The organism is Bacteroidota bacterium, from assembly GCA_018266835.1.
Taxonomy (GTDB): domain Bacteria; phylum Bacteroidota; class Ignavibacteria; order Tepidaquicellales; family Tepidaquicellaceae; genus JAFDZO01.
In genome coordinates this window covers 63,753-85,209 of the sequence record JAFDZP010000006.1, presented here as the reverse complement: position 1 = coordinate 85,209, position 21,457 = coordinate 63,753, and the positions used below count along the sequence as shown (strand labels likewise).

17 protein-coding genes are annotated in these 21,457 nt (G+C 34.9%); 15 read left to right on the top strand and 2 right to left on the bottom strand.

Features of this window, described 5'->3' with window-relative positions; translation table 11 throughout:
* The first annotated feature begins 1 nt into the window (after position 1).
* The 8 genes from JST55_15965 (at position 2) to JST55_15930 (ending at position 8,553) form a co-directional block, all read left to right on the top strand.
* Positions 2–1,132, top strand: a complete 1,131-nt coding sequence (locus tag JST55_15965; GenBank protein ID MBS1495007.1) for a cell division protein FtsW — start codon at positions 2–4, stop codon at positions 1,130–1,132.
* On the top strand, positions 1,125–2,216 hold the full coding sequence (murG, locus tag JST55_15960; GenBank protein ID MBS1495006.1) for an undecaprenyldiphospho-muramoylpentapeptide beta-N-acetylglucosaminyltransferase: 1,092 nt from the start codon (positions 1,125–1,127) through the stop codon (positions 2,214–2,216). Before JST55_15965 ends, murG begins: the two co-directional genes overlap by 8 nt.
* The gene (locus JST55_15955; GenBank protein ID MBS1495005.1) at positions 2,213–2,683 is read left to right on the top strand and encodes a hypothetical protein; all 471 of its coding nucleotides are present in this window, start codon (positions 2,213–2,215) and stop codon (positions 2,681–2,683) included. Before murG ends, JST55_15955 begins: the two co-directional genes overlap by 4 nt.
* Positions 2,683–4,056 (top strand): UDP-N-acetylmuramate--L-alanine ligase, encoded by a 1,374-nt coding sequence (murC, locus tag JST55_15950; GenBank protein ID MBS1495004.1) that lies wholly within the window; start codon positions 2,683–2,685, stop codon positions 4,054–4,056. Before JST55_15955 ends, murC begins: the two co-directional genes overlap by 1 nt.
* Before the next feature lie 13 nt (positions 4,057–4,069).
* A complete protein-coding gene (locus JST55_15945) occupies positions 4,070–4,849 on the top strand; it encodes an FtsQ-type POTRA domain-containing protein (GenBank protein MBS1495003.1) in 780 nt (259 codons plus the stop codon).
* A gap of 30 nt (positions 4,850–4,879) precedes the next feature.
* Entirely contained in the window at positions 4,880–6,133 is a 1,254-nt protein-coding gene (gene ftsA / locus JST55_15940; protein MBS1495002.1) for a cell division protein FtsA, read from the top strand.
* An 83-nt stretch (positions 6,134–6,216) separates the two neighbouring features.
* Entirely contained in the window at positions 6,217–7,431 is a 1,215-nt protein-coding gene (gene ftsZ, locus JST55_15935) for a cell division protein FtsZ (protein ID MBS1495001.1), read from the top strand.
* A gap of 174 nt (positions 7,432–7,605) precedes the next feature.
* Positions 7,606–8,553: a hypothetical protein gene (locus JST55_15930; GenBank protein ID MBS1495000.1), complete on the top strand. Its 948-nt coding sequence runs from the start codon at positions 7,606–7,608 to the stop codon at positions 8,551–8,553.
* 81 nt (positions 8,554–8,634) lie between these two features.
* Here the strand turns inward: JST55_15930 and JST55_15925 are convergent, their stop codons facing one another.
* Together JST55_15925 and JST55_15920 are read right to left on the bottom strand one after the other, a co-directional pair.
* Entirely contained in the window at positions 8,635–9,408 is a 774-nt protein-coding gene (locus JST55_15925; GenBank protein ID MBS1494999.1) for a hypothetical protein, read from the bottom strand.
* Positions 9,409–9,451: 43 nt separating this feature from the next.
* Positions 9,452–11,122 (bottom strand): PQQ-dependent sugar dehydrogenase, encoded by a 1,671-nt coding sequence (locus tag JST55_15920; protein MBS1494998.1) that lies wholly within the window; start codon positions 11,120–11,122, stop codon positions 9,452–9,454.
* Positions 11,123–11,273: 151 nt separating this feature from the next.
* Here JST55_15920 and JST55_15915 point away from each other — a divergent pair, with 151 nt between their 5' ends.
* The 7 genes from JST55_15915 (at position 11,274) to JST55_15885 (ending at position 21,395) form a co-directional block, all read left to right on the top strand.
* On the top strand, positions 11,274–13,613 hold the full coding sequence (locus JST55_15915; GenBank protein ID MBS1494997.1) for a TonB-dependent receptor: 2,340 nt from the start codon (positions 11,274–11,276) through the stop codon (positions 13,611–13,613).
* A gap of 66 nt (positions 13,614–13,679) precedes the next feature.
* A complete protein-coding gene (locus JST55_15910; protein ID MBS1494996.1) occupies positions 13,680–15,503 on the top strand; it encodes a homocysteine S-methyltransferase family protein in 1,824 nt (607 codons plus the stop codon).
* A gap of 137 nt (positions 15,504–15,640) precedes the next feature.
* The gene (locus JST55_15905) at positions 15,641–15,964 is read left to right on the top strand and encodes a hypothetical protein (protein ID MBS1494995.1); all 324 of its coding nucleotides are present in this window, start codon (positions 15,641–15,643) and stop codon (positions 15,962–15,964) included.
* 86 nt (positions 15,965–16,050) lie between these two features.
* Positions 16,051–18,336, top strand: a complete 2,286-nt coding sequence (locus tag JST55_15900) for a TonB-dependent receptor (GenBank protein ID MBS1494994.1) — start codon at positions 16,051–16,053, stop codon at positions 18,334–18,336.
* A gap of 605 nt (positions 18,337–18,941) precedes the next feature.
* A complete protein-coding gene (locus tag JST55_15895) occupies positions 18,942–19,670 on the top strand; it encodes a hypothetical protein (protein ID MBS1494993.1) in 729 nt (242 codons plus the stop codon).
* 22 nt (positions 19,671–19,692) lie between these two features.
* Positions 19,693–20,718: a dTDP-glucose 4,6-dehydratase gene (gene rfbB / locus JST55_15890; protein ID MBS1494992.1), complete on the top strand. Its 1,026-nt coding sequence runs from the start codon at positions 19,693–19,695 to the stop codon at positions 20,716–20,718.
* A gap of 101 nt (positions 20,719–20,819) precedes the next feature.
* The gene (locus JST55_15885) at positions 20,820–21,395 is read left to right on the top strand and encodes a DUF308 domain-containing protein (GenBank protein ID MBS1494991.1); all 576 of its coding nucleotides are present in this window, start codon (positions 20,820–20,822) and stop codon (positions 21,393–21,395) included.
* The last annotated feature ends 62 nt before the right edge of the window (positions 21,396–21,457 follow it).

The following is a 21,457-nucleotide window of genomic DNA, read 5'->3' as shown; positions in this document are numbered from 1 at the left end:
ATTGAGCGATACATCAAAACATAAAATTGATATCTGGATTCTGATTCCTGTGCTGCTGATGCTATTCTTCAGCATTGGCGCAGTATACAGTGCAAGTTCATCTTTTGCTATGGATAAGTTTTCTGATCCCAATATGTTATTCCGCCAGCATACAATGAGAGTGTTATTTGGTATCGTTTTGATTTTTGCGTTCGCAAAACTTGATTACAGAATGATTCAAAAGTATTCAAAGTATCTGATATGGATTTCCATATTAATGCTTATCTATATTTTCTTCGGCGGAGTAGGAATGAAAGGCGCAAGCAGATGGATAAGTCTTGGTCCTTTAAGTTTTCAGCCTTCTGATTTTGCAAAGTACACTCTGATAATATACGTTGCAGCGTTGTTGGCAAGAAAAAAAGATTATTTACATTTGCTTTATAAAGGTTATATGGTAATTATTTTTTACGTGTTGTTTGTTTCGATGCTTGTTGCGTTTCAGCCGAATTTTTCGGTATCGATGATAATTCTTTCTACTTCATTTTTAATGTTATTTCTTTCCGAAGTGAAGCTGAAACATTTAATATTTACGGGATTGATTATTTTACCATTTGCAGTCTTATTCGTTCTTTCAAAAAATTATATACTCAATCGTCTTTCCTCTCACTCTGAATATGCATCAGGAGGAAATTCGAATTATCAGTTGATGCAGGCAATTATCGGATTTGGTAACGGCGGTATTACAGGAATCGGACCGGGGAATTCAATACAAAGAGATTTTTATTTACCTGAGGCATACGGTGATTTTATTTTTTCAATCGTCGGTGAAGAATATGGTTTCATTGGTACAGCTTTGATAATTACTTTGTTTGCTTTGTTCATGTTCAGAGGTTACAGAATTGTAAAAAATGTTCAGGATGATTTCGGAAGATATCTTGCATTCGGAATTACAACTGTACTTTCATTTTACGCAGTTATAAATATGTGTGTGGCTACTGGTGTTATTCCTACGACAGGCGTGCCGCTTCCTTTTATAAGTTACGGTGGAACAGCTTTGTTTTTTAATTCAATTGCAGTAGGGATTTTATTGAATATATCTTCTTTTGCAACGGAGAAGAAAGAAGTAGAAGAATTTAAATTTGCCAGTGCTTAAAGTAATATTTGCTGCAGGCGGAACGGGAGGACATATTTTCCCCGCAATCGCTATTGCAGATGAAATAAAAAAGAAATTTCCCGATGCAGAAATTCTGTTTATCGGAGCTAAAGGAAGAATAGAAGAAAAAATAGTGCCGCAAAATAATTACAATATTAAGTTAATCGAAATTGCAGGATTCAACAGAGAGAAATATCTGATGAACATTTCTCTTCCCATGAAAGTAGTCGGCTCTGTTTTAAAAAGCAGAAGAATTATAAAAGACTTTAAGCCTGATGTTGTTGTCGGTACCGGCGGATTTGTATGCGGTCCGGTAATTTATGCAGCGAACAGATTAAAAGTCCCAGTGCTTTTACAGGAAGGAAATTCATATCCCGGAAAGACAATACAGTATTTATCTAAAAAAGCAGATAAAGTTGTTCTGACATTTGAAGACAGTAATAAATATGTAAAGAGAAAAAATAATATTTTGAACATTGCACATCCGATAAGAACATCATTGAAACTGATAGATAAGAAGGAAGCGTTGAAATCTTTCAATCTTCCGGTTGAAAATAAAACGATTTTTATATTCGGTGCAAGCCAAGGAGCAAGAGGAATTAACATAGCGCTGGATAAAATTGCTCCGAAGTTGTATGAAAAAAATATAAATCTGATATGGCAGACAGGCGTTCCTGACTTCAAACATTACAAAGATAAGTATGAACCTTACTCCGATAAAATAAAAATTTTGGATTTTATTGAAAAGATTGCTTATGCTTTTTCCGCCGCTGACTTAGTTATATGCCGCTCGGGAATTACAAGTATCATGGAAATTGCGTACTTAGAGCTTCCTGCAATATTGATCCCGCTGCCGACTTCCGCTGAAAATCATCAGGAAATGAATGCAAGAAGTATGATGAACAGAAAAGCTGCAGTGATGCTTTTGCAAAAAGATCTTGATAACGAAATGTACAACACGATTGAAAAATATTTATACGATGAAAATTTACTGAATGAATTGAAAACTAATGTTTCAAAGTTCTCTGATATACATGCAGCTTCTAAAATTGCAGATGAAGTTATAAAGCTTGCAAAATTATGAATGAAAGAACATATAAATACAGATTAGATTTTTATTACACATCACTGCTGATTTATTTGTTCGTATTTATTGCTTATGTAATTTTAAAAGGGAGTTTTTCCGATGAAAAATTTCAGGTAGTAATTCAGGATCCGATTATTTATATCTTTACTGCATTCATTGTGTTCTTTTTGATAGTCCTTATTTCAAATTACATCAGAGCGAGATATTTAATTTTTGATGACAGAAAGATAACTCTGAAAAACAGATTCGGACAAAGAGAACTGCCTTACAACGAAATTGTCGGAATAAAATTTTCACGGGAGAAAAAAGAAGGAAGATTGGAAAAGAGCAATATAAGATTAGTGAAGTTAAAATTATCGAACAGAAAAAGATTGTTAAGAATAAGACTAAGTGATTTCCAGAATGAAACAAAACTGATATCGGAATTTCAACAAATAAGAAAAGGACTTCAAAATAAAATTTAATGAGCGAAGTATTCGGAAATATTAAAAAGGTACACTTCATAGGTATAGGGGGAATAGGAATGAGCGGGATAGCTGAATATCTCGCAAAGAATAATTATGTGGTCTCGGGAAGTGATTCGTACACTACTGAGATTTCCGAGCGTTTGAAAAATTTCGGAATAACGATACATGAAGGTCATAATACAGATTTTCTTCTGGATGACACTGAGCTTGTAATTTATTCGGCAGCTGTGAAAGAAGACAATCCGGAGTATATAAAATCAGTTTCATTAAATATTCCGACTATTAAAAGAGCGAAAGCTTTAGGTGAAATTGTAAACGATAAATTTTTAATTGCAGTAAGCGGGACACATGGTAAAACGACAACAACTTCGATGGTTGCAAAGATTTTAATTGAGAATGATCTTGACCCTACTGTTTTTGTCGGAGGTAATCTTTCATTTTTAGACGGCAGCTCATCAAGAATAGGGAACAGTAATATAGCGGTAGTGGAAGCTGATGAATATGACAGAAGCTTTCTTACACTGAAAGCAGATGTGATTATCGTAAATAATATTGAGTCAGACCATCTGGATATCTATGAAAATCTTGAAGACATACAAAACAATTTTATAAAGTTCTGCAATCTTGGAAAAGAGAATTGCAAAGTAATTTTAAATGGTGACGATGAAAATGTAAGAGCGATTGCAGGCAGAATTGGAAAACAAAAAATGTTTTTCGGGTTTGACGATGAAAATGATTTTGTTATTGATAACATCACTTATTCTGAAAAAACATGTTCATTTAAATTAAACGAATCACAAATAAATCTTTCGGTAATAGGAAGACACAATATGCTTAACTCTTCTGCTGCGTTTCTGGCAGCAAGAGAAACAGGATTAAATGATGAGCAGATTTCTAATGGATTACAGAACTTTGGTGGAGTGAAGAGAAGATTTGAGCTTAAGTTTACAAACGGAATAAGAGTTTACGATGACTATGCGCATCACCCAACAGAAGTAAAAGCAACGCTTGAAGCAGCACGTTCGATAAATCTCGGAAGAATTATCACAGTGTTTCAGCCGCATCTTTATTCGAGAACGAAAGATTTTTATAAAGCTTTCAGTGAGGCATTTGCTGGGACAGACATTCTTATTCTTGATAAAATTTATCCTGCAAGGGAACTGCCGATAGAAGGTGTAACAAGTGATTTGATATTTAAAGAGTTTAATAAAAATTATCCGAAGGAAGCATATTCCTTCAATGAGAAATCCGATATTTTCAAGAAGCTAAAAGAAATTGTAAAAGATAAAGACATTGTAATTTTTCAGGGAGCAGGAACGATAACTAACTACTGCGATGAGTATGTATCAATAGTAAAAAATAAATATTGATTTAAAAAGATAAATGGCAATATTCCGCAAATATAGATTTCTGAGTTTATTCTTTCTGATAGTGCTGATTGTAGTGTCATCGGTAGTATTGGCAAATAAATGGAAGGCGGACAGCAAGTATGATAAGATTACAATTAAAGGAAATGTATCAGTAACCCGTGATGAAATACTGGATATTGCAAGATTAAAAGATACTGTTGCATTCGATGATGAGCTTAACTTAAAAATTATTCAGGATAGAATTTTAAGACATCCTGAAATTAAAAAAGCATTTGTAAGCAAACAGCCGCCGGATGAACTTGTGATTGAAGTTATTGAAAAGAGACCTCTTGCAATTGTAAGTCTTGATAACGAAGTGAAGTTAATTGATGAAGAACTTGAATTATTTACTTATAAGAACATCAAAAAGATATTCGATTTACCTGTGATAAGCGGATTGAAACTAACTCCCTCTGAAGTTAAGTCAGCAAAACTGAAAAGTGAAGAGATAAGAATTGCAATGTTTATGATTATGAATACTTACAAGAAAAATAAAGTTTTGTACAACAATATTTCTGAAATTAATTTTGCGGACCCGAATGCGATAGTTGTTTACACGAATGATATTCCGTTCCCATGTTATTTACCGAGAGAAACTGAAAGTATTGCGAATAAAGATTATCAGAAAACAATTCTAAACAGGTTAACATATTTGAATAATTACCTTACTCAGATCTATCCTGACAACAGGAATAAAAAAATAAATTATCTGGATTTACGTTACTCGAATCAGATTGTAGTAAACTATCAATAAAATATTATGTCGAAAAATACAAAATCATACATGGATGAAGATATAGTTGTGGGACTTGATGTTGGCACAACGAAGGTATGCGTTATCGTTGCAAGGATAATGGGTGATAAAAAAATTGATATAATCGGAATCGGCAAAGCTCCTTCTGATGGTTTGCACAGAGGTATAGTTGTAAATCCTCATAAGACAATTGAATCGATTAAAGCTGCTCTTGAAGAAGCAAAATTAAATTCAGGTGTTGATATTTCTTCAGTGTCTGTCGGTATTGCCGGGCATCATATAAGATGCATACAGTCAAGCAGTATAATAGGTATTAATAATCCTGACAGAGTTATTTCAGAGGAAGATGTAAGAAGATTGTTGGACCAGTCACGAATTTTGAAATTACCAAGCGATACAAAAATAATTGAAGTTGTTCCACAGGAATATATTATAGACGGCAAGGATGGAATATATGAAACTCCTGTTGGTATGTTCGGAACAAAGCTTGAAGCTAAAGTAAATATTATAACAGGACTTGTATCATCTATCGATGATTTATCCAAATGCGTTACAAGTTGCGGCGTTGATATAGATGATATTGTGCTTGAGCCTATTGCATCATCTTATTCCGTGCTTGATGAAACAGAAAAGAAGGTCGGTGTTGCAATGATTGATATCGGCGGCGGAACAACTGACGTTGCAGTTTTCAAAAAAGGTGTTTTAAAATACACTGCAGGTATTGGTATTGCCGGAAATTTAGTCACGAACGATATAGTGGAAGCGCTCGGAATTTCAGATGCAGAAGCAGAGAGAATAAAACGTGATTACGGCTATGCAACACTTAGCGAAATACTTAATGATGATGAAATTACATTTGAATCAATTCATCGCAATCAGCCGAAGCGTACTAAGAAAAGCATTCTGTCAAGAATTATAATGGCGCGTATGCAGGATATTTTTGAACTCAGCGCAGTTGAATTAAAAAATTCAGGAATTCAAAAAGAATTACACGCAGGTGTTGTAGTTACAGGCGGTGGATCATTAGTAAGAGGCTCACGTGAGCTTGCTGAAGAAGTGCTTGGAATGGAAGTTAACTTGGGATTTCCAACCGGTCTTTCAGGCGGACTAACAAAAGAAGTTGAGAGTCCTATTTTTGCAACAGGCGTGGGACTTGTTCTTCACAGAGTAAAAACACTGAACGATGCGTATAAACTTTCACCAACCGATAAAAAGAAGAAGTCAAAGAAGCTTAATGCGAAGGGAATACTTGCAAAGATAAAAGAATGGTTCGATGAACTATAAAGCCTAAAAAATTTTCATCTTAAAATATAAAATATTATTTAACTAACCCAAATAAATTCCTTAACACGAAAGGAAAAATCAACATGATTAAACTCGTTCCAACCCAAATGAGCGGCGCAAAAATAAAAGTAATAGGTGTCGGCGGCGCAGGCGGAAACATTATTAACTCGATGGTGGATAAAGGCATCGACGGAGTACAGTTTATCGCCATCAATACAGATGCACAAGCTCTTGATATGAGCAAGGCAGATGTAAAAATTCAAATCGGCAAAAATGTCACTAAAGGACTTGGCGCCGGTATGAAAGAAGAAGTTGGTTTTAAAGCGGTTGAAGAAAGCCGTGATGAAATCGAAAAAATGTTAGAAGGCAGCGATATGGTTTTCATCACTGCAGGAATGGGGGGAGGAACAGGTACCGGTGCTGCACCTGCAATTGCCCATATTGCAAAGGCAATGAATTCACTTGTTGTTGCCATCGTTACTAAGCCGTTTGCATTCGAAGGAAAACCAAGAATGAAACTTGCTGAGTCAGGTGTGCAGAAACTGAGTGATGAAATCGATAGTCTCATTGTAATTCCTAATGAAAGAATTCTTGACCTTGTAGGTAAAGATACATCTGAAGAAGATGCATTTGACCTTGCTAACAGAGTTCTCTACAATGCGACAAACGGTATTTCACAAATCATTACCAAGCCAGGAAAAATCAACGTTGACTTTGCCGATGTAAGAACTATCATGAAAGAAAAAGGCGAAGCAATGATGGGTACAGGTATTGCAACAGGTGAAGGCAGAGCTGCAAAAGCTGCCGCCGCTGCATTATCAAATCCGCTTCTTGATTTAATTGATATAGCAGGTTCTGAATGTGTTCTTACGAATGTTAGTTATTCTAAGATCAGCATTCATGAATTGAACGAAATCAATTCTATCATTCAGGAAGCTGCAGGAGAAGATGCTGCATTTATAACAGGTATGGTTAAAGATGATTCAATGAAAGATGAAATTATGGTTACAGTTATTGCAACCGGTTTCAATAGAAAACAAGCAAAACTCAATGGTAACGGCGAAGCAAAGGTTGTAGAAATAAAACCTAACTACGCTCCGAAAATTACTACAATGATAACAGATAATGAACTTCAGAATCTGGATAAACCGGCATGGCAAAGAAGAGAGATAAAATTAAATGACGACCTGAGCGAAGAAAAACACGTTGAAGAAAAATATACAGATGAGAATATAGAAGAATTTAAAATCAGTGATGATTTTCAAAAGCCGGCGTTTTTGAGAAGACAAATGGATTAAAAAAATAATTCTTTCTAATAATTTATTAACCCCTAGTGAATTACGAAGAACTTTTCCCGTTCTGCAATTCCAACTGCAGAACGGGTGATCCCTTTTATGTTTTAAAATTTAACATCCATCCTGCCATAAAATACTATTGCATTATAAAGTTTTAAGTTTGTTATATTTATTTCTATGAAATTATTAGAAAATATAATAAATAAATTAATGGATTCTTCTTCTTCTGTAGAAGATGCCCTACTTAAAACTAAAGTCTTAGCAACTAGAATAAAAAACGAGAAACTCTTAGAGTGGACTACATTAGAATTAGACGGGTATAAAGAAGAACATTTATTACCGGAATACAGAAAAACTATTGCAATTGTAAAAGGTGATCTTGTGCAAGGTTCGCAATTAACAGGAATGATATCTCTTAATGGAATTTTAGTGCCGATAGAATTTTTTGAGAAAGATATTCAGTGGAGTCTTACAAACCATCACTTACTGCAAGGGATTAAATTTTTAGAAGATATTTCGAATGATGATAGTGAAAGTGATTCTGTCGTATTCACTTTACCTAACATTGTAGCAGCAAAGATAGAGCAATACTATCATGAAAATGGAAATCCCTTACTGAGTGTTTTAAGGGTATATAAAAGAGTATCAACTTCTAATATAAAACAAATTATTTCGACAATAAGATCTCAACTTTTAACATTTATGTTGAAACTAGAAGAACAATTTGGCATTGAAGTTGAAATTAAAACACTAATAGAAAATGAAAAACAAATTGTTAATATTATGAAACGAACAATAATTACAAAGGGTGATGGTAACGTAATTACAGTTGGAAATGATAATAAAATTAAAGTTAATACTTCAATTGCAAAAGGTAACAAAAAAAATCTTGAAGAGAAATTGAGAGAACAAAATATTGAAAAAGAAAATATCGCGAAACTACTTGAAATTATTGATGATGAGTCCCCAGACCCAATTAGGGGTACTTTGGGTGATAAAGTCAATAGTTGGATTTCAAATTTATATGCTAAATCCTTGCCAATTCTAGGAGTGCTAGCTACTAATACTTTAGCAAATATAATTTCTGCCTTAATATTACAATACTATGGGGTAGGAAATAAATAATAATTAGTAATCAAACTCAAGCTTGATCAAGCTTTTCGTGAAATTAATTCAGATTTGTAATTTATTTCTCTTGAGGTTTTCTTACTTTAAATTCTCAAGCACCCCTTTAAAAAATCCCACCAGGTCCTTAATATTTTCAGGATTGACTGCTATCAGTCCGTGGTAAAGCAGATCAAGCTCACGCAAAGTAAACATCATAAGAAGGTTAAGAGCTACAAACGTAAAAACATTCATCACGAAATGCGATTTCCTGTTTTCATTTGTATAACCCAGGAAGTATGTTACTACCATCGAAAATAAAAATATCAACAGTATTACAGGCATTGGAATCCTGTCTTTATCTGAATAATATTTATCCCAGTAAAGATGTGTTGTAACGTTTAATGCTTCCAGAATTTTATGAGAGTAATACGAATACTTTTCTTCTTTTTCCTTCAATACAATAAAGTCCCACATCTTTCCCTGCAGCACCATTGCTTTATCTTTGTTGGAGCTGAGTGTATGATCTGAACGGAATTCTGAATACTCTAAAAGCATCTCGACAAATTTTCGTGAGTCCTCTTTGTCGAGCTGCTTTCCCCATCTGTAAACTTCGGATATTGCATCTGCTTCCTGAGCCACAAGAGTTTTTGCATCTCTGAAATGGTTTGCAGCACCTGTTAAAGTGAAAGTGTAGAGGAGAGAAAGGAAAATTACAAATGCCTGGAGCAATCCCTGCGATTCATAATTTCTTTCTGTACCGTAAATTCTTTTCTCACGTTTTGAAAGGCGGTTGCCAAAGAAAGCACAAAAAATTAAAAGGATAACATAAACAGGAATGAAAAATATTGAATCAAAAAATCCGTAAGAAAGCATTGAGAGGAATTTAAAAAATTAGTAAAAGTAGTTTTAAAAGAAATTATGGTCTTACGGTGCCTTTAGTATAATTATTCGAGAATATCGTAAAGTCGTTTCCGTTTACAATACCGTCTCCGTTTAAGTCCGATGCTAAATATCCTGTGCTCCCGAATTGCGCCGAGTAAAATGTAAAATCATTTCCGTTGATAAATCCATCCTGATTTATATCTCCGCTGTAAATGCACCACTTACCGTTTTTTAAAATCATGTTGCTGCCATAGGCTTGAGTAACTGAAGATGTAAAATTATAATTTGTATTTACTGCTACGGTGTAGTTTACCTGACTGCTGCTCCATGTCTCCAATGAATTTCTGTGCTTCACTTCTATATAATAATTTCCCGTTAACGCTCTGTTAAAAATTACGGGAGCAGTGAATGTCAGCGAGTCTAAAATTCCTGATGCTGAATCAATTATACTGTATGGAGATGCATTATCTCTTAAATAAATTTTCACAGAGTCTTTTATATTCAGTCTGTTATTCACATCATCATATAATCCATCCGGTATTACACTTACATTTACATTTGTTGCAAGAGTACTTTTATTGAACAGGTAGATGTTTCCGTTCTGTGCAAGACAGTACATTTCATTGTTCTGATCCATTCCGAATGAAATAATTAAATTCGGAGTGTCAATTAGCATGGAGTCCTGAGATACAACTCCGTTCGTATATCTTAACATAGAAATTTTACCGGAGCAATAATCTCCATAGATGTATGCGCCTGTGAGCTCAGGTCTCCGCTGCCCTCTGTAAACTCCGGCACTAATTATAGAACAATTACCTCCTGTATGATTGTATTCTTTTATCGGCATCGTGATTCCCGAAGTATCGCAGCCCGAGGATGGATTATAACAATGAAATCCTTCAGTGATATGCCATCCATAATTTCTTCCATTCTGCAGAATATCGACTTCTTCATAATTGTTTTGGCCGACATCTCCAACATAAATTAATCCCGTAACAGGGTCCTGAGAAAATCTCCAGGGATTTCTAAATCCGTATGCATAAACTTCTTTTGCTCCGCCGCTGATTGCAAAGGGATTATCTGAAGGTATTGCATAATTGTTTCCTCCGGAAGTATTGTTTATATCTATACGTAAAATTTTTCCAAGGAGGGTATCTTTATTTTGAGCACGGTTGCCGGGGTCCCCCTGGTTTCCGCCGTCGCCCATTCCTATATACAAATATCCGTCAGCGCCGAACATCATCTGCCCACCTTTGTGATTATCATAAGGCTGATAAATTTCTAACAGCTTCAGTTCAGAGAGTGAATCTGCTTTATCAGGATCGCCAACGCTTCTTGAAAATCTTGAAATGGTTGTGCGCCCGTCATTTACATTATTATAGTTTACATAAAAGTAACCGTTCGATGTGTAGTTGGGATGAAAAGCGATTCCAAGCAGTCCCATCTCCCCGTCGTATCTTGCTAAGTTCACTATGTCGAGAAAAATTTTCTTTTGAGATACAGAAACATTTGAATCGTTCGGAAAAACATAAATCTTTCCGTATAAGCTGGCAAGGAAAATTCTGTTTGTGTTATCTCCTGCGTGGGTGAGCACTACGGGAAAATCAACATTAATATTCGGGAATGCATTCTGAATTTGTATGTCAGGATTCTGAGCGAAACAATTTAATGAAATACTGAGTATTAAAAAAAGAATTTTTCTCATGCTTAATTTATATTAGAAAATAGAAAAATAAAAATTAATTAGGCAGTGATAAAAAATGTTAAACTTTCACCGTAAGTTTTTGTCTTATCTAAGATTTATATGCTTGAATTTATATGTATTTGGGCTTAATTTTTACAACAAAATAATTTTAATGAAAATCTTCCTTTCTTTCCTGTTTTTATTTGTAATTTCTACCTCTCATGTATATTCTCAGACTTCAGATTCGCTTAACTATTGTGTGGTAGTTGTGAATGATTCCGGTGTGTATGTTCCGAATATGAATCTTCGTATTGTATCATTTAAAAAAACAGACGGGTTTTTAAAACAGAGCACAACTGATTTTTCCGGTACTGCATGTATCACTCTTGCCCATGGAAGAGATTATAATTTAATAATTGATGACAGTGCATACACCCGGATTAAAAAGAAAATTTCTCCTGATGTTTCTGCATCTATAATAAACGATACTATTTTTCTTTCTACTAAAATTACATCTACTGATGTGATAAATGTAGAGGCGCAGAAAGATTTTATGCATATAGAGGATGATAAAATGGTTTACGATATTTCTAAGATGAAAATAGATCCGGGACCAAACGGGCTTGAGCTGATGAAAAAAATTCCGATGGTTTCAGTTGACGGAGAAAACGTGTTGCTCAGGGGGAATTCGGTGAAAATTTTATTTGACGGAAGAGAACAGAATATATATGGAGACTTGCGCTCTATACCAACTGATATGATAGAAAAAGTTGAAGTGATGACAGTTGTTCCGGCTAAATATGAAGCTGAAGGGATAGACGGGGTAATAAATGTAGTATTAAAAAAAATAGAAGAAGCGAAATATAAAGTTTCAATAGGCGGTTGGGGAAATTCAAACAATTATGCAAATCTGAATCAGTCGGTTAATTTTAAAAAAGACAAGTCCAGCTTTTTTTTAAATACTTCTGAAAGGTTATTTAATCCTAAAAATTACAGTTATAGCACAAGAAAAAATATTTCAACGGGAGAAATGTTATTAATTTCAAATGATACGAATACAAATACAACAAATGCGTACAGAATAAATCCCGGAATTATATATGACATTAACAAAAATCTATACTTTGGACTTGAGGGGGTATTAAATGTTTCCAAGAATACTTCGGATAGCAAAAGCTACCGCCAATATTCTTATCAGCCTGATTTTATTCAGCAGCTTTTTAGAAATAACAACAACGATAATAAAGATTATTCTTTCGTCGGCTATATAAATCAGAAGGAAATAACTGGAAAAGATGAAGTGAATTTAGAATTCAATCTCAGCAACACTAAATACAATTCAGATTTTGATCAGGTACAGGTAATAGGTAACGTATCAACTCCATTTACAAGCGGAACTTCCGATATAAAAAATAACAATTATAATATTAAGTTGGATTACTCAAAAAAAATCAGCGACGATGTGAAATTCGAAACCGGTTTTAAAGACTCATATAAAAGAGAAAATAACAATTATTTTAATTTAGATACATCCGGTTCATTTTCGTCTGATTATGAATTTACTGAAAGCATTTACTCATATTATGGAACTCTGACTTACAACACAAATAGTATTCACTTTAAACCGGGGCTGCGAATTGAATATTCCGATATGCGGGGTTTGGTTAATACAGGTTCTCAGTTCACAAATTATCAGTTTGATATTTTCCCTTCAATGCTGGTTACAAAATATTTCAGTGATAATACTCAGATTCAATTATCATACGGTAAAAGAATTGAACGTCCGCGCTTTAACGTGTTGAATCCGTTTCCGATTAAAAGAGATATATATAATCTTACAACCGGAAATCCGGAGCTGCAGCCGGCTTATACACATTCCTTTGAATTTAAATTTACTAAGCCGTTAGGTAAAAATAATATCAACACAAATTTCTTTTTTAAGCATAATACAAATCTGATTCAGAATTTAAGATATATAGACTCCATCTATACACGTTCACAATATAGAAATAACGGTTACTCGAATGAATACGGAACAGATGGCAGTCTAAGTTTGACAATAGGTGAATTCTGGAACACGAATTTGTATGGCAGAATCGGAAAAAAAATATACGGGGATGATTCTCTTAATGCATCAACTGATGGAATTTCATATAATCTTAGTGTATGGGGAGGGTACTCTAATCCTGAAGTAATAGATGCAAGTCTTAGTCTGTACTATGCAAAATACAATTTTTCTGCGCTTACAGATGTAAAACCTTTTTCATCGCTGAGTTTTAGTTTGGGAAAGAACTTTTTCGATAGAAAATTATCTCTCTACTTAAGTTTAGACGATATATTTAATTCCTCCAGTTTTGAAAATACTTATATACGAAGCGGCTTTGAAGAATTCTCAAGGTCCACAGGCTCTATGGGAAGAAGCGTGAGCTTGAATGTCAGGTTTACATTCGGAAACTACGATGAAAAACGGCAAAAAGGAAAGGATATAAAAGGAGAGGATTATGGTGATTAAAAGAAGAATTTGTATCACTTGCAATTGGCTTGAAAACCTAAAGCCATAAGATTAATTTTACTGAATATGAAAAATTTTTTAGATTTAGTTAAAGAAAAGATAGTTGTTTTCGATGGAGCAACAGGTTCCAATTTTCAGACCTATGGACTAACTGCTGATGATTTTGGCGGAAAAGACCTTGAAGGCTGCAACGAATACCTGTGCATCTCAAAACCCGATGCGGTTAAACGGCTTCACACAACATTCCTTACAGCAGGAGCAGATGTTATTGAGACAAATACATTTGGTTCAGCCTCAATCGTGCTGACAGAATATAACATAGCAAATTTAGATTACGAGCTTTCTAAGAAAGCTGCAGAGCTTGCCAAAGAATGCGCTAATCAGTTTACCACAAATGCAAAACCAAGATATGTGGCAGGTTCAGTCGGACCGACAACAAAGCTTCCATCACTCGGACATATTACATTCGATGCTATGGAAGAATCTTTCTACAGACAGATGTCAGGATTATACGATGGCGGTGTTGATTTATTTTGTATAGAAACTTGTCAGGATTTATTACAAATGAAGTGCGCGCTATCAGCGGCAAGAAGATTGTTCAGAGAGAAGAAAAGAAAACTCCCTGTGATTGCATCCGTAACAGTTGAATCAATGGGAACAATGTTAATGGGCTCGGAAATTTCTTCTGCGCTTACAACTCTTGAGCCATATGATATTATAGACATAATAGGAATGAACTGCGCAACAGGTCCCAAAGAGATGGAAGAGAATATAAGATATTTGTGCCAGAACTCTCCGCTTCCTGTTTTCTGTATGCCTAATGCAGGAATTCCTGAAAACGTAGGCGGTCATGCTCACTATCATTTATCTCCCGATGAAATGAAGAAATGGATGTCACACTTTGTTGGTGATTTGGGTGTCGGAATTGTCGGCGGATGCTGCGGTACTCATGACGGTCATATAACAAAGCTTGCAGAAATTTCTGAACAATATATACCAAAGAGAACTGACTGGGAATACACTCCGGCAGTATCATCGATTTATACTTCCGTTCCAATGATAATGACTCCTGCCCCATTGATGGTGGGAGAAAGATGTAATGCAAACGGCTCAAAGAAATTTAAGCAGCTGCTTGAAAAAGATGATTATGATTCAATGGTTAATATGGCTAAGGAGCAAATCAAAGAAGGCGCTCACGTGCTTGATGTATGCGTTGCTTACGTAGGCAGAGATGAAATGAAAGATATGGAAGAAGTGATGAAGAGATTTAACACAGCGGTATCAATTCCATTGGTGATTGATTCGACTGAAGTAAACGTTATCGAAGTGGCTTTAAAAAATTATGCAGGTAAAGCTATTATCAATTCCATTAACTTTGAAGACGGAGTTGAGAAGGCTGATAAAATTCTTGAGCTTGCAAAAAATTACGGAGCAGCAGTAATAGTACTTTCAATTGATGAAGAAGGTCAGGCAACAACTTTAGAAAAGAAAATTTCCGTTGCAAAAAGAATAAGAGATCACGCTGTTGAAGTGCACAATTTCAGAGAAGAAGATTTAATATTTGATGCTCTTACCTTTCCACTAGGTTCGGGTACGGAAGATTTAAGAGACAGCGGTATAAATACAATCGGTGCAATAAGAGAAATAAAAAGAATTATGCCGAAGGCAAAAACAATTTTGGGATTGAGTAACTGTTCGTTCGGTTTAAGTCCGCATATAAGGCACGTATTGAATTCTGTCTTCCTTCATTATGCAGTTGAAGCGGGACTTGATATGGCAATTGTTCACGCAAGTAAAATTATGCCTTTGTATAAAATAGATGAAAAAGGAAAACAGCTTTGCAAAGAGCTTATCTTTGATGAAAGAAAATATGAAGAAGTAATGGCGTAATGGAATAAGGTTAAAAGTTTATAAGGTTCATAAAGTTTGTAAAGTATAAAGTATAAAGTTAAAAGTTTCATAAAGTTGTAAGTTAAAAAATATTGGGCGAAGTTTTTTACTTCGCCTTTTTTATTTAAGGAGAAAATATGCTGTACTTAAAATTAACACCTGAGGAAGTTAAGGCAAAATTTGAGAGGAAAGAAAAATTTCGATTGATAGATGTTCGTGAAAAAAGCGAGCTTGAGATATGCTCAATTGATTTTGCCGAGCATTATCCTATGGAAGATATAATAAACCGCATGCATGAATTTGATGAAGAGGAAGAAATTATATTTATGTGTCATCACGGAGTAAGGAGCGGCAACGTTGCATTTCATTTTGCAAGCAGAGGATTTACCAAGGTTTCAAATATGTCAGGCGGTATTAACAGATGGAGCGATACTGTTGATTCATCTCTTAAAAAATATTAATTCGTATTTATTCGTATCCATTAGTATAAGGAACTTTTAGTATGGTTTTTGCTATTAAGATATGTAACCAAACATTATTACCCCAAATGATTAATAAAGTACTTCTTTTCTTTTTCCTTTTCACAGGCACTTCTGTTTTTTCTCAAAATACATCAACTATAACAGGTAAAGTACTCGATATTTTAAATAAGCAGCCCGTAGCAGGTGCAGTAATCGAAATTCAGGAATTGAAAGTTAAAACAGGTACAGATGACGCAGGTTCATTCAAGCTCGATTCAGTACCTGTCGGAAGATATACCATCAAAGTAACTTCAATCGGTTATTTAACACGGTTAGCAGATAATGTTATCGTTAACTCAGGTTCGTTTACTGATTTAATATTCGAGTTAGAAAGTGTTTCCACAGAAGAAATTCTTGTTCAGGATGAAAGATTTGCCAAGCCAAATGATATTACCACTTCAATAAAAAATCTTCAGTACGAAGAGATAAGAAGAACGCCCGGCGGCTTTGAAGACATAGGCAGAGTTGTTCAGTCTCTTCCGGGAGTTTCGTTTGTAAATGACGGAAGAAACGATTTAATTGTTCGCGGCGGCGCGCCTTCTGAAAATCTATTTCTCGTTGATAACTCACCTATACCGAATATTAATCACTTCGGCTCACAAGGCGCAACAGGAGGACCGATAAGCCTTATCAGTTTAAATTTTATTCGCGAAGTAAATTTCCTGACAGGTGGATTTTCACCTAAGTACGGCGATAAACTTTCATCTGTTCTTGATATCAAATTAAGAGAGGGAAGCAGGGAGAAATTCTTTGGTGATATTAATTTATCTGCAACGGGATTTGCAGCAACATTTGAATCTCCCTTCGCAAATAAAAAAGGTTCCTGGCTGCTCTCTGCAAACAGAAGTTATCTTGATTTGATTTTCAGCGCTGCGGGTTTTGGATTTATTCCCGAGTACTCAACTGTGCAGGGAAAAATTACCTATGATTTAAGCAAAACACAATTTCTTACAGTAAACGCTGTGGCAAATTTTGATAAGGTAAGATTTAATAATGATAAGCTTGAAGACAGGCAGGATAACGAAGACATTTTGAAAACAAATCAGTGGGGATATACAAACGGATTTGAATTGAAGTCTTTATTAAATAAAAATTCTTATTCGCTTTTAAATCTTACAAGAAATTACACCAGCTTCGATAACTCCGCAAGAGATTCTAACTTTGCCGAGAGATTTTCTAATACTGCTAAAGAATCTGCGACGAGTTTAAAGTACGAATATTTCTGGTCGCCAACAAACACAACAAGCCTGGAAGCAGGAGTAAGCGGAAGCTTTATAAATTTTAACAATAAAGTTTATTTAAGGCAGGATACAACTCTGGTAATCAATCCTGAAACCAATGAGCCTTATGTAATTCCCGGGCTGGATTTCTCCAATGACGATAATACTTACAAAGTTTATTCATTCGTAAATTTAACAAAGAAAATTTTCGGCGGAATAAAAATTAATGCAGGGGTACGATATGATTACTTTGCATTTATAAATAATAAAAATTATTTCTCACCAAGATTTTCGGTTAATGTTCCTGTTACGGGAAAGCTAAGTCTCACCGCGGCATACGGAATTTTTTATCAGTCGCCTTCATACATCTGGCTGGTTTCAAACGACCAGAATAAAAATTTAAAAAATATAAAAGCCGAGCATTACGTTGGGGGAATAGAATATATATTAACCAATGATATGAAGTTTTCTATCGAAGGTTATTATAAAAAGTATTCCGATTATCCTGCAAGCACAGTTAGAAATTATCTTATACTTGCAAATCAAGGAGGGGATTTTCAGAATGTGGGTGACTTTGGTTTAGAGCCGCTTGTTTCTGCAGGGGGCGGATACTCAAAAGGTATAGAGTTTTTCTTCCAGAAATCACTGACTGATAAATATTACGGAACAATAAACTTTTCTTACTTCGATGCTAAGTTCATTGCGCTTGACGGAGTTGAAAGAGAGAGTGATTTTAATAACAGATTTTTATTCTCTGCGAATGCAGGGGCAATACTCGGTAAGGGATGGGAAACGGGAGTAAAGTTCAGATACAACGGCGGCCGACCTTACACTCCGATAAATCCAACGGACGGCACAGTTGATGTTGCAAATTATAATTCTGCGCGTCTGCCTGATTATAACAGGCTTGATGTGAGAGTTGATAAAAGATGGAATTTTAAGAAGTGGTCGCTTGTAACGTATATAGATATTCAGAATGTTTTGAACAAGAAAAATATTTCCGGATATAAGTGGAATAAGTTCAAACGGGAAATTGAGACGAATAACAGCATCGGCACATTGCCAACGATTGGTATTAATGCGCAGTTTTAAAAATGAGTTGTTATGTCAAGAAAAAAAATAAACCTATTACTACTATTAGGTAAGAATCATTTTTAAATTTTATAGAAATCAATTATCTTGTATAGGAGTAATTTTTGTAAAAGCAGATTTCAACTTTACATAATAATCAGACATATTCAATTACGAGTTTCAAGTTTCAAATTTCAAGTTCTTGTTTCGAGTTTAGAAAATCCGACTTTTCTCCGACTAAATTTGAAATTGAAAAATTTCAGAATTGTAAAAACAACAATGGGTTTAGAAAACCCGACTTCTTTCATTTTGTAAATTTGAAATTTAAAATCTGAAATTTGAAATTTAAAAATTCGACTTTTTTTCAACTAAATATGAATATGAAAATTTTCATAATTGAAAAAACAATAACGGACTTTTAAAAATCCGACAATAATCCGACTTTTTATATTTTTTAAACAGGGAAAAGATTAAACTGGGAAATCTTAAATCTGAATTCTTAAATCTTAAATAAAAAGAATCCGACTTTTTTCCGACTTTTTAAAAAATATTCGCCGCGGCGAACAACATTTCCGCAGCCTAAAATTTTAACTTTTATCCCTTTTACATTTTATCGATATTGTAATATGAAAAAAATACTTTTAACCATTCTTCTGATTATTTCAGCAAATGCATTTGCACAGCTTCCGGGTGGAGCTTTTTCAATCGGCGGCGGTCCTACAGTCGGTTACCAGGGTGTAAAATTCGATGACCTTAATACAATGTTAGTGAGTTCAGGACTTCCTGCTTTGAGCAACGGAGTCGTTTACTTTGGCGGCGGCGGATTTATTGATATTCCATTTAAAAATTTTAAATGGCTTCGCATCGGAGGATTCGGAAGAGGGTTTTCTACAACTACTTCAGGAAAAGTAACTTCAAACAATTTATCATATACAAAAACAGCAACTGTAGAATATGGCGAAGGCGGATTAACACTTGATTATGTTATGAGATTCGGTTCAGTACTTGATGTTACTCTCGGCTCTTCATTTGGTACAGGCGAATATAAACTGAAGCTATATCAAAGCAGCACAACCGCTCCAACATGGTCTAACATCTGGGGAAATTATAACGGCTCAACATCAGATTACTCGCGTGAGTTAAAGACGAGAGTTTTTACAGCGCAGCCGACATTAGGTTTCGGAGCAAAGCTTACAGGATTTATGTATGCTAAATTAAATGCAGGATATCTATTATCATCACACGGTGACTGGAAAGTTGAAGATAATGTTGTAACCACAGGCGTTCCTGACGGAGTGAAACCTGACGGCTTTAATGTAAATCTTACAATCAATGTAGGACTGTTCTTCAGATAATTTTAATTTAACTCAACTCAAGATGCAAAATATTTTAGTAACCGGCGGGGCAGGATTTATAGGTTCGAACTTTGTTCGATACATGTTAGAGAATTATAATTATAAAATTTTCAATTTTGATAAGCTAACTTATGCGGGCAATCTTGAAAATCTTACTGATATAGAAAATCATTCCAATTATAAATTTATAAAAGGTGATATTTGCGATAAGGATGTTGTTGAAAGTACGATTAAGGATAACAACATAGATACAATTATAAATTTCGCAGCAGAGTCTCATGTGGATAGAAGCATTCTGGGCTCAAGAGAGTTTGTCGTTACGAATGTACTTGGTACACAGGTATTACTTGATGCTGCAAAAAATTTAAAGCTTGAAAAATATCTGCAGGTTTCAACCGATGAAGTTTACGGTTCGCTTCCTGAAGATAAGAAAGAAATAAAATTTACGGAGCTTACTCCGCTTACAACAAATAGTCCTTACTCAGCCAGCAAGGCATCGGCAGATTTACTCTGTAATGCTTATTGTCATACACATAAACTTCCGATATTAATTACAAGGTGTTCAAATAATTACGGACCTTATCAGTTTCCTGAGAAGTTAATTCCTCTGATGATTGCAAAAGCATTGGACGGAGAAAAGCTTCCCGTATACGGTGACGGCAAGAATGTCCGCGACTGGCTGTATGTGGAAGACCACTGCTCGGGTATTGCAACTGTTCTTGAAAAAGGAAAGATAGGTGAAGTTTATAACATCGGCGGAAATAATGAATGGTACAACATAGATATTGTAAAGCTTATACTTGAAAAGCTCGGCAAAGGTGAAGAACAAATTACCTATGTAAAAGACAGACCGGGACATGACAGAAGATATGCAATAGACTCAAGCAAGATTATGAGTGAACTTGGATGGGCGCCGAAGTATCAGTTTCCTGAAGGAATAGAAAAAACAATTAAGTGGTACATAGATAATGAACCGTGGTGGCGCAAAGTCATGAGCGGTGAGTATCTGAAATATTTTGATAAAAACTACTCATCAAAAATAAAGTAGTTCAAAGTAATAAGTTAATTTATAAGACAAGGGGCTTGTTTAAATTAAGGTTTTATTTTTTTAACCGGTAGTTTACCTGTGATAAATTTAAACTTACTAAAATGAATCAGGCACTTTCCTCACTTCTTCGTGTAAAACTCAATAGAAGAATTATAATAGCATCAGGAATTTTATTCGTAATCCTAAGTGCTTTCACTTTAAGCGATCCTACTGCAGCTTTCTTTGGCGGAACTGTTTGGTTCGGATTGTTATTTTTAGGCGGTGGCATTTTTGAAATACTATTCGCCGTTGCAAACATCAATACTCTTTGGGAATGGAAATTCTATATAGGCTTCGGTCTTATAAATATAGTTATTGTCATCGTGCTCTTTACTGCTCCAATCGTCGCGGCAACAATTGTTCCTATGTTCACAGGATTATGGCTTCTGTTCAGATGTGTTGCAATTATTGGGAGAGTTGTTGAATTCAAATCTTTCGGATGGATGAGCCGCGGAGCGCTGACAGCTTTATGTATTGCGGGGATTATATTTTCATTTGTCATTTTATTAGTACCTCCATTTGGTGAAAAGCTCCTTACATTATGGTCAGCATTGCTTCTTCTAATGCTCGGTATGTTTTATCTTACAATCAGCATAAGGCACAAAGGTGCGCATGTACTTCAAAATAACTATGCTTAATTAAATTTGTACCTTTCATACGAAAGGATTTCAGATGCTTTCATATTAGTACCTTACTCTGC

What these genes read in the sequence shown, in the direction of transcription:
- murC (MBS1495004.1), top strand. Translation starts at nt 2,683, where the DNA reads ATGAGCGAAGTATTCGGAAATATTAAAAAGGTACACTTCATAGGTATA.
- JST55_15955 (MBS1495005.1), top strand. Translation starts at nt 2,213, where the DNA reads ATGAATGAAAGAACATATAAATACAGATTAGATTTTTATTACACATCA.
- JST55_15895 (MBS1494993.1), top strand. Translation starts at nt 18,942, where the DNA reads ATGAAAAAAATACTTTTAACCATTCTTCTGATTATTTCAGCAAATGCA.
- JST55_15885 (MBS1494991.1), top strand. Translation starts at nt 20,820, where the DNA reads ATGAATCAGGCACTTTCCTCACTTCTTCGTGTAAAACTCAATAGAAGA.
- JST55_15930 (MBS1495000.1), top strand. Translation starts at nt 7,606, where the DNA reads ATGAAATTATTAGAAAATATAATAAATAAATTAATGGATTCTTCTTCT.
- JST55_15900 (MBS1494994.1), top strand. Translation starts at nt 16,051, where the DNA reads ATGATTAATAAAGTACTTCTTTTCTTTTTCCTTTTCACAGGCACTTCT.
- JST55_15905 (MBS1494995.1), top strand. Translation starts at nt 15,641, where the DNA reads ATGCTGTACTTAAAATTAACACCTGAGGAAGTTAAGGCAAAATTTGAG.
- rfbB (MBS1494992.1), top strand. Translation starts at nt 19,693, where the DNA reads ATGCAAAATATTTTAGTAACCGGCGGGGCAGGATTTATAGGTTCGAAC.
- JST55_15910 (MBS1494996.1), top strand. Translation starts at nt 13,680, where the DNA reads ATGAAAAATTTTTTAGATTTAGTTAAAGAAAAGATAGTTGTTTTCGAT.
- ftsZ (MBS1495001.1), top strand. Translation starts at nt 6,217, where the DNA reads ATGATTAAACTCGTTCCAACCCAAATGAGCGGCGCAAAAATAAAAGTA.
- ftsA (MBS1495002.1), top strand. Translation starts at nt 4,880, where the DNA reads ATGGATGAAGATATAGTTGTGGGACTTGATGTTGGCACAACGAAGGTA.
- JST55_15920 (MBS1494998.1), bottom strand. Translation starts at nt 11,122, where the DNA reads ATGAGAAAAATTCTTTTTTTAATACTCAGTATTTCATTAAATTGTTTC.
- JST55_15915 (MBS1494997.1), top strand. Translation starts at nt 11,274, where the DNA reads ATGAAAATCTTCCTTTCTTTCCTGTTTTTATTTGTAATTTCTACCTCT.
- JST55_15945 (MBS1495003.1), top strand. Translation starts at nt 4,070, where the DNA reads ATGGCAATATTCCGCAAATATAGATTTCTGAGTTTATTCTTTCTGATA.
- JST55_15925 (MBS1494999.1), bottom strand. Translation starts at nt 9,408, where the DNA reads ATGCTTTCTTACGGATTTTTTGATTCAATATTTTTCATTCCTGTTTAT.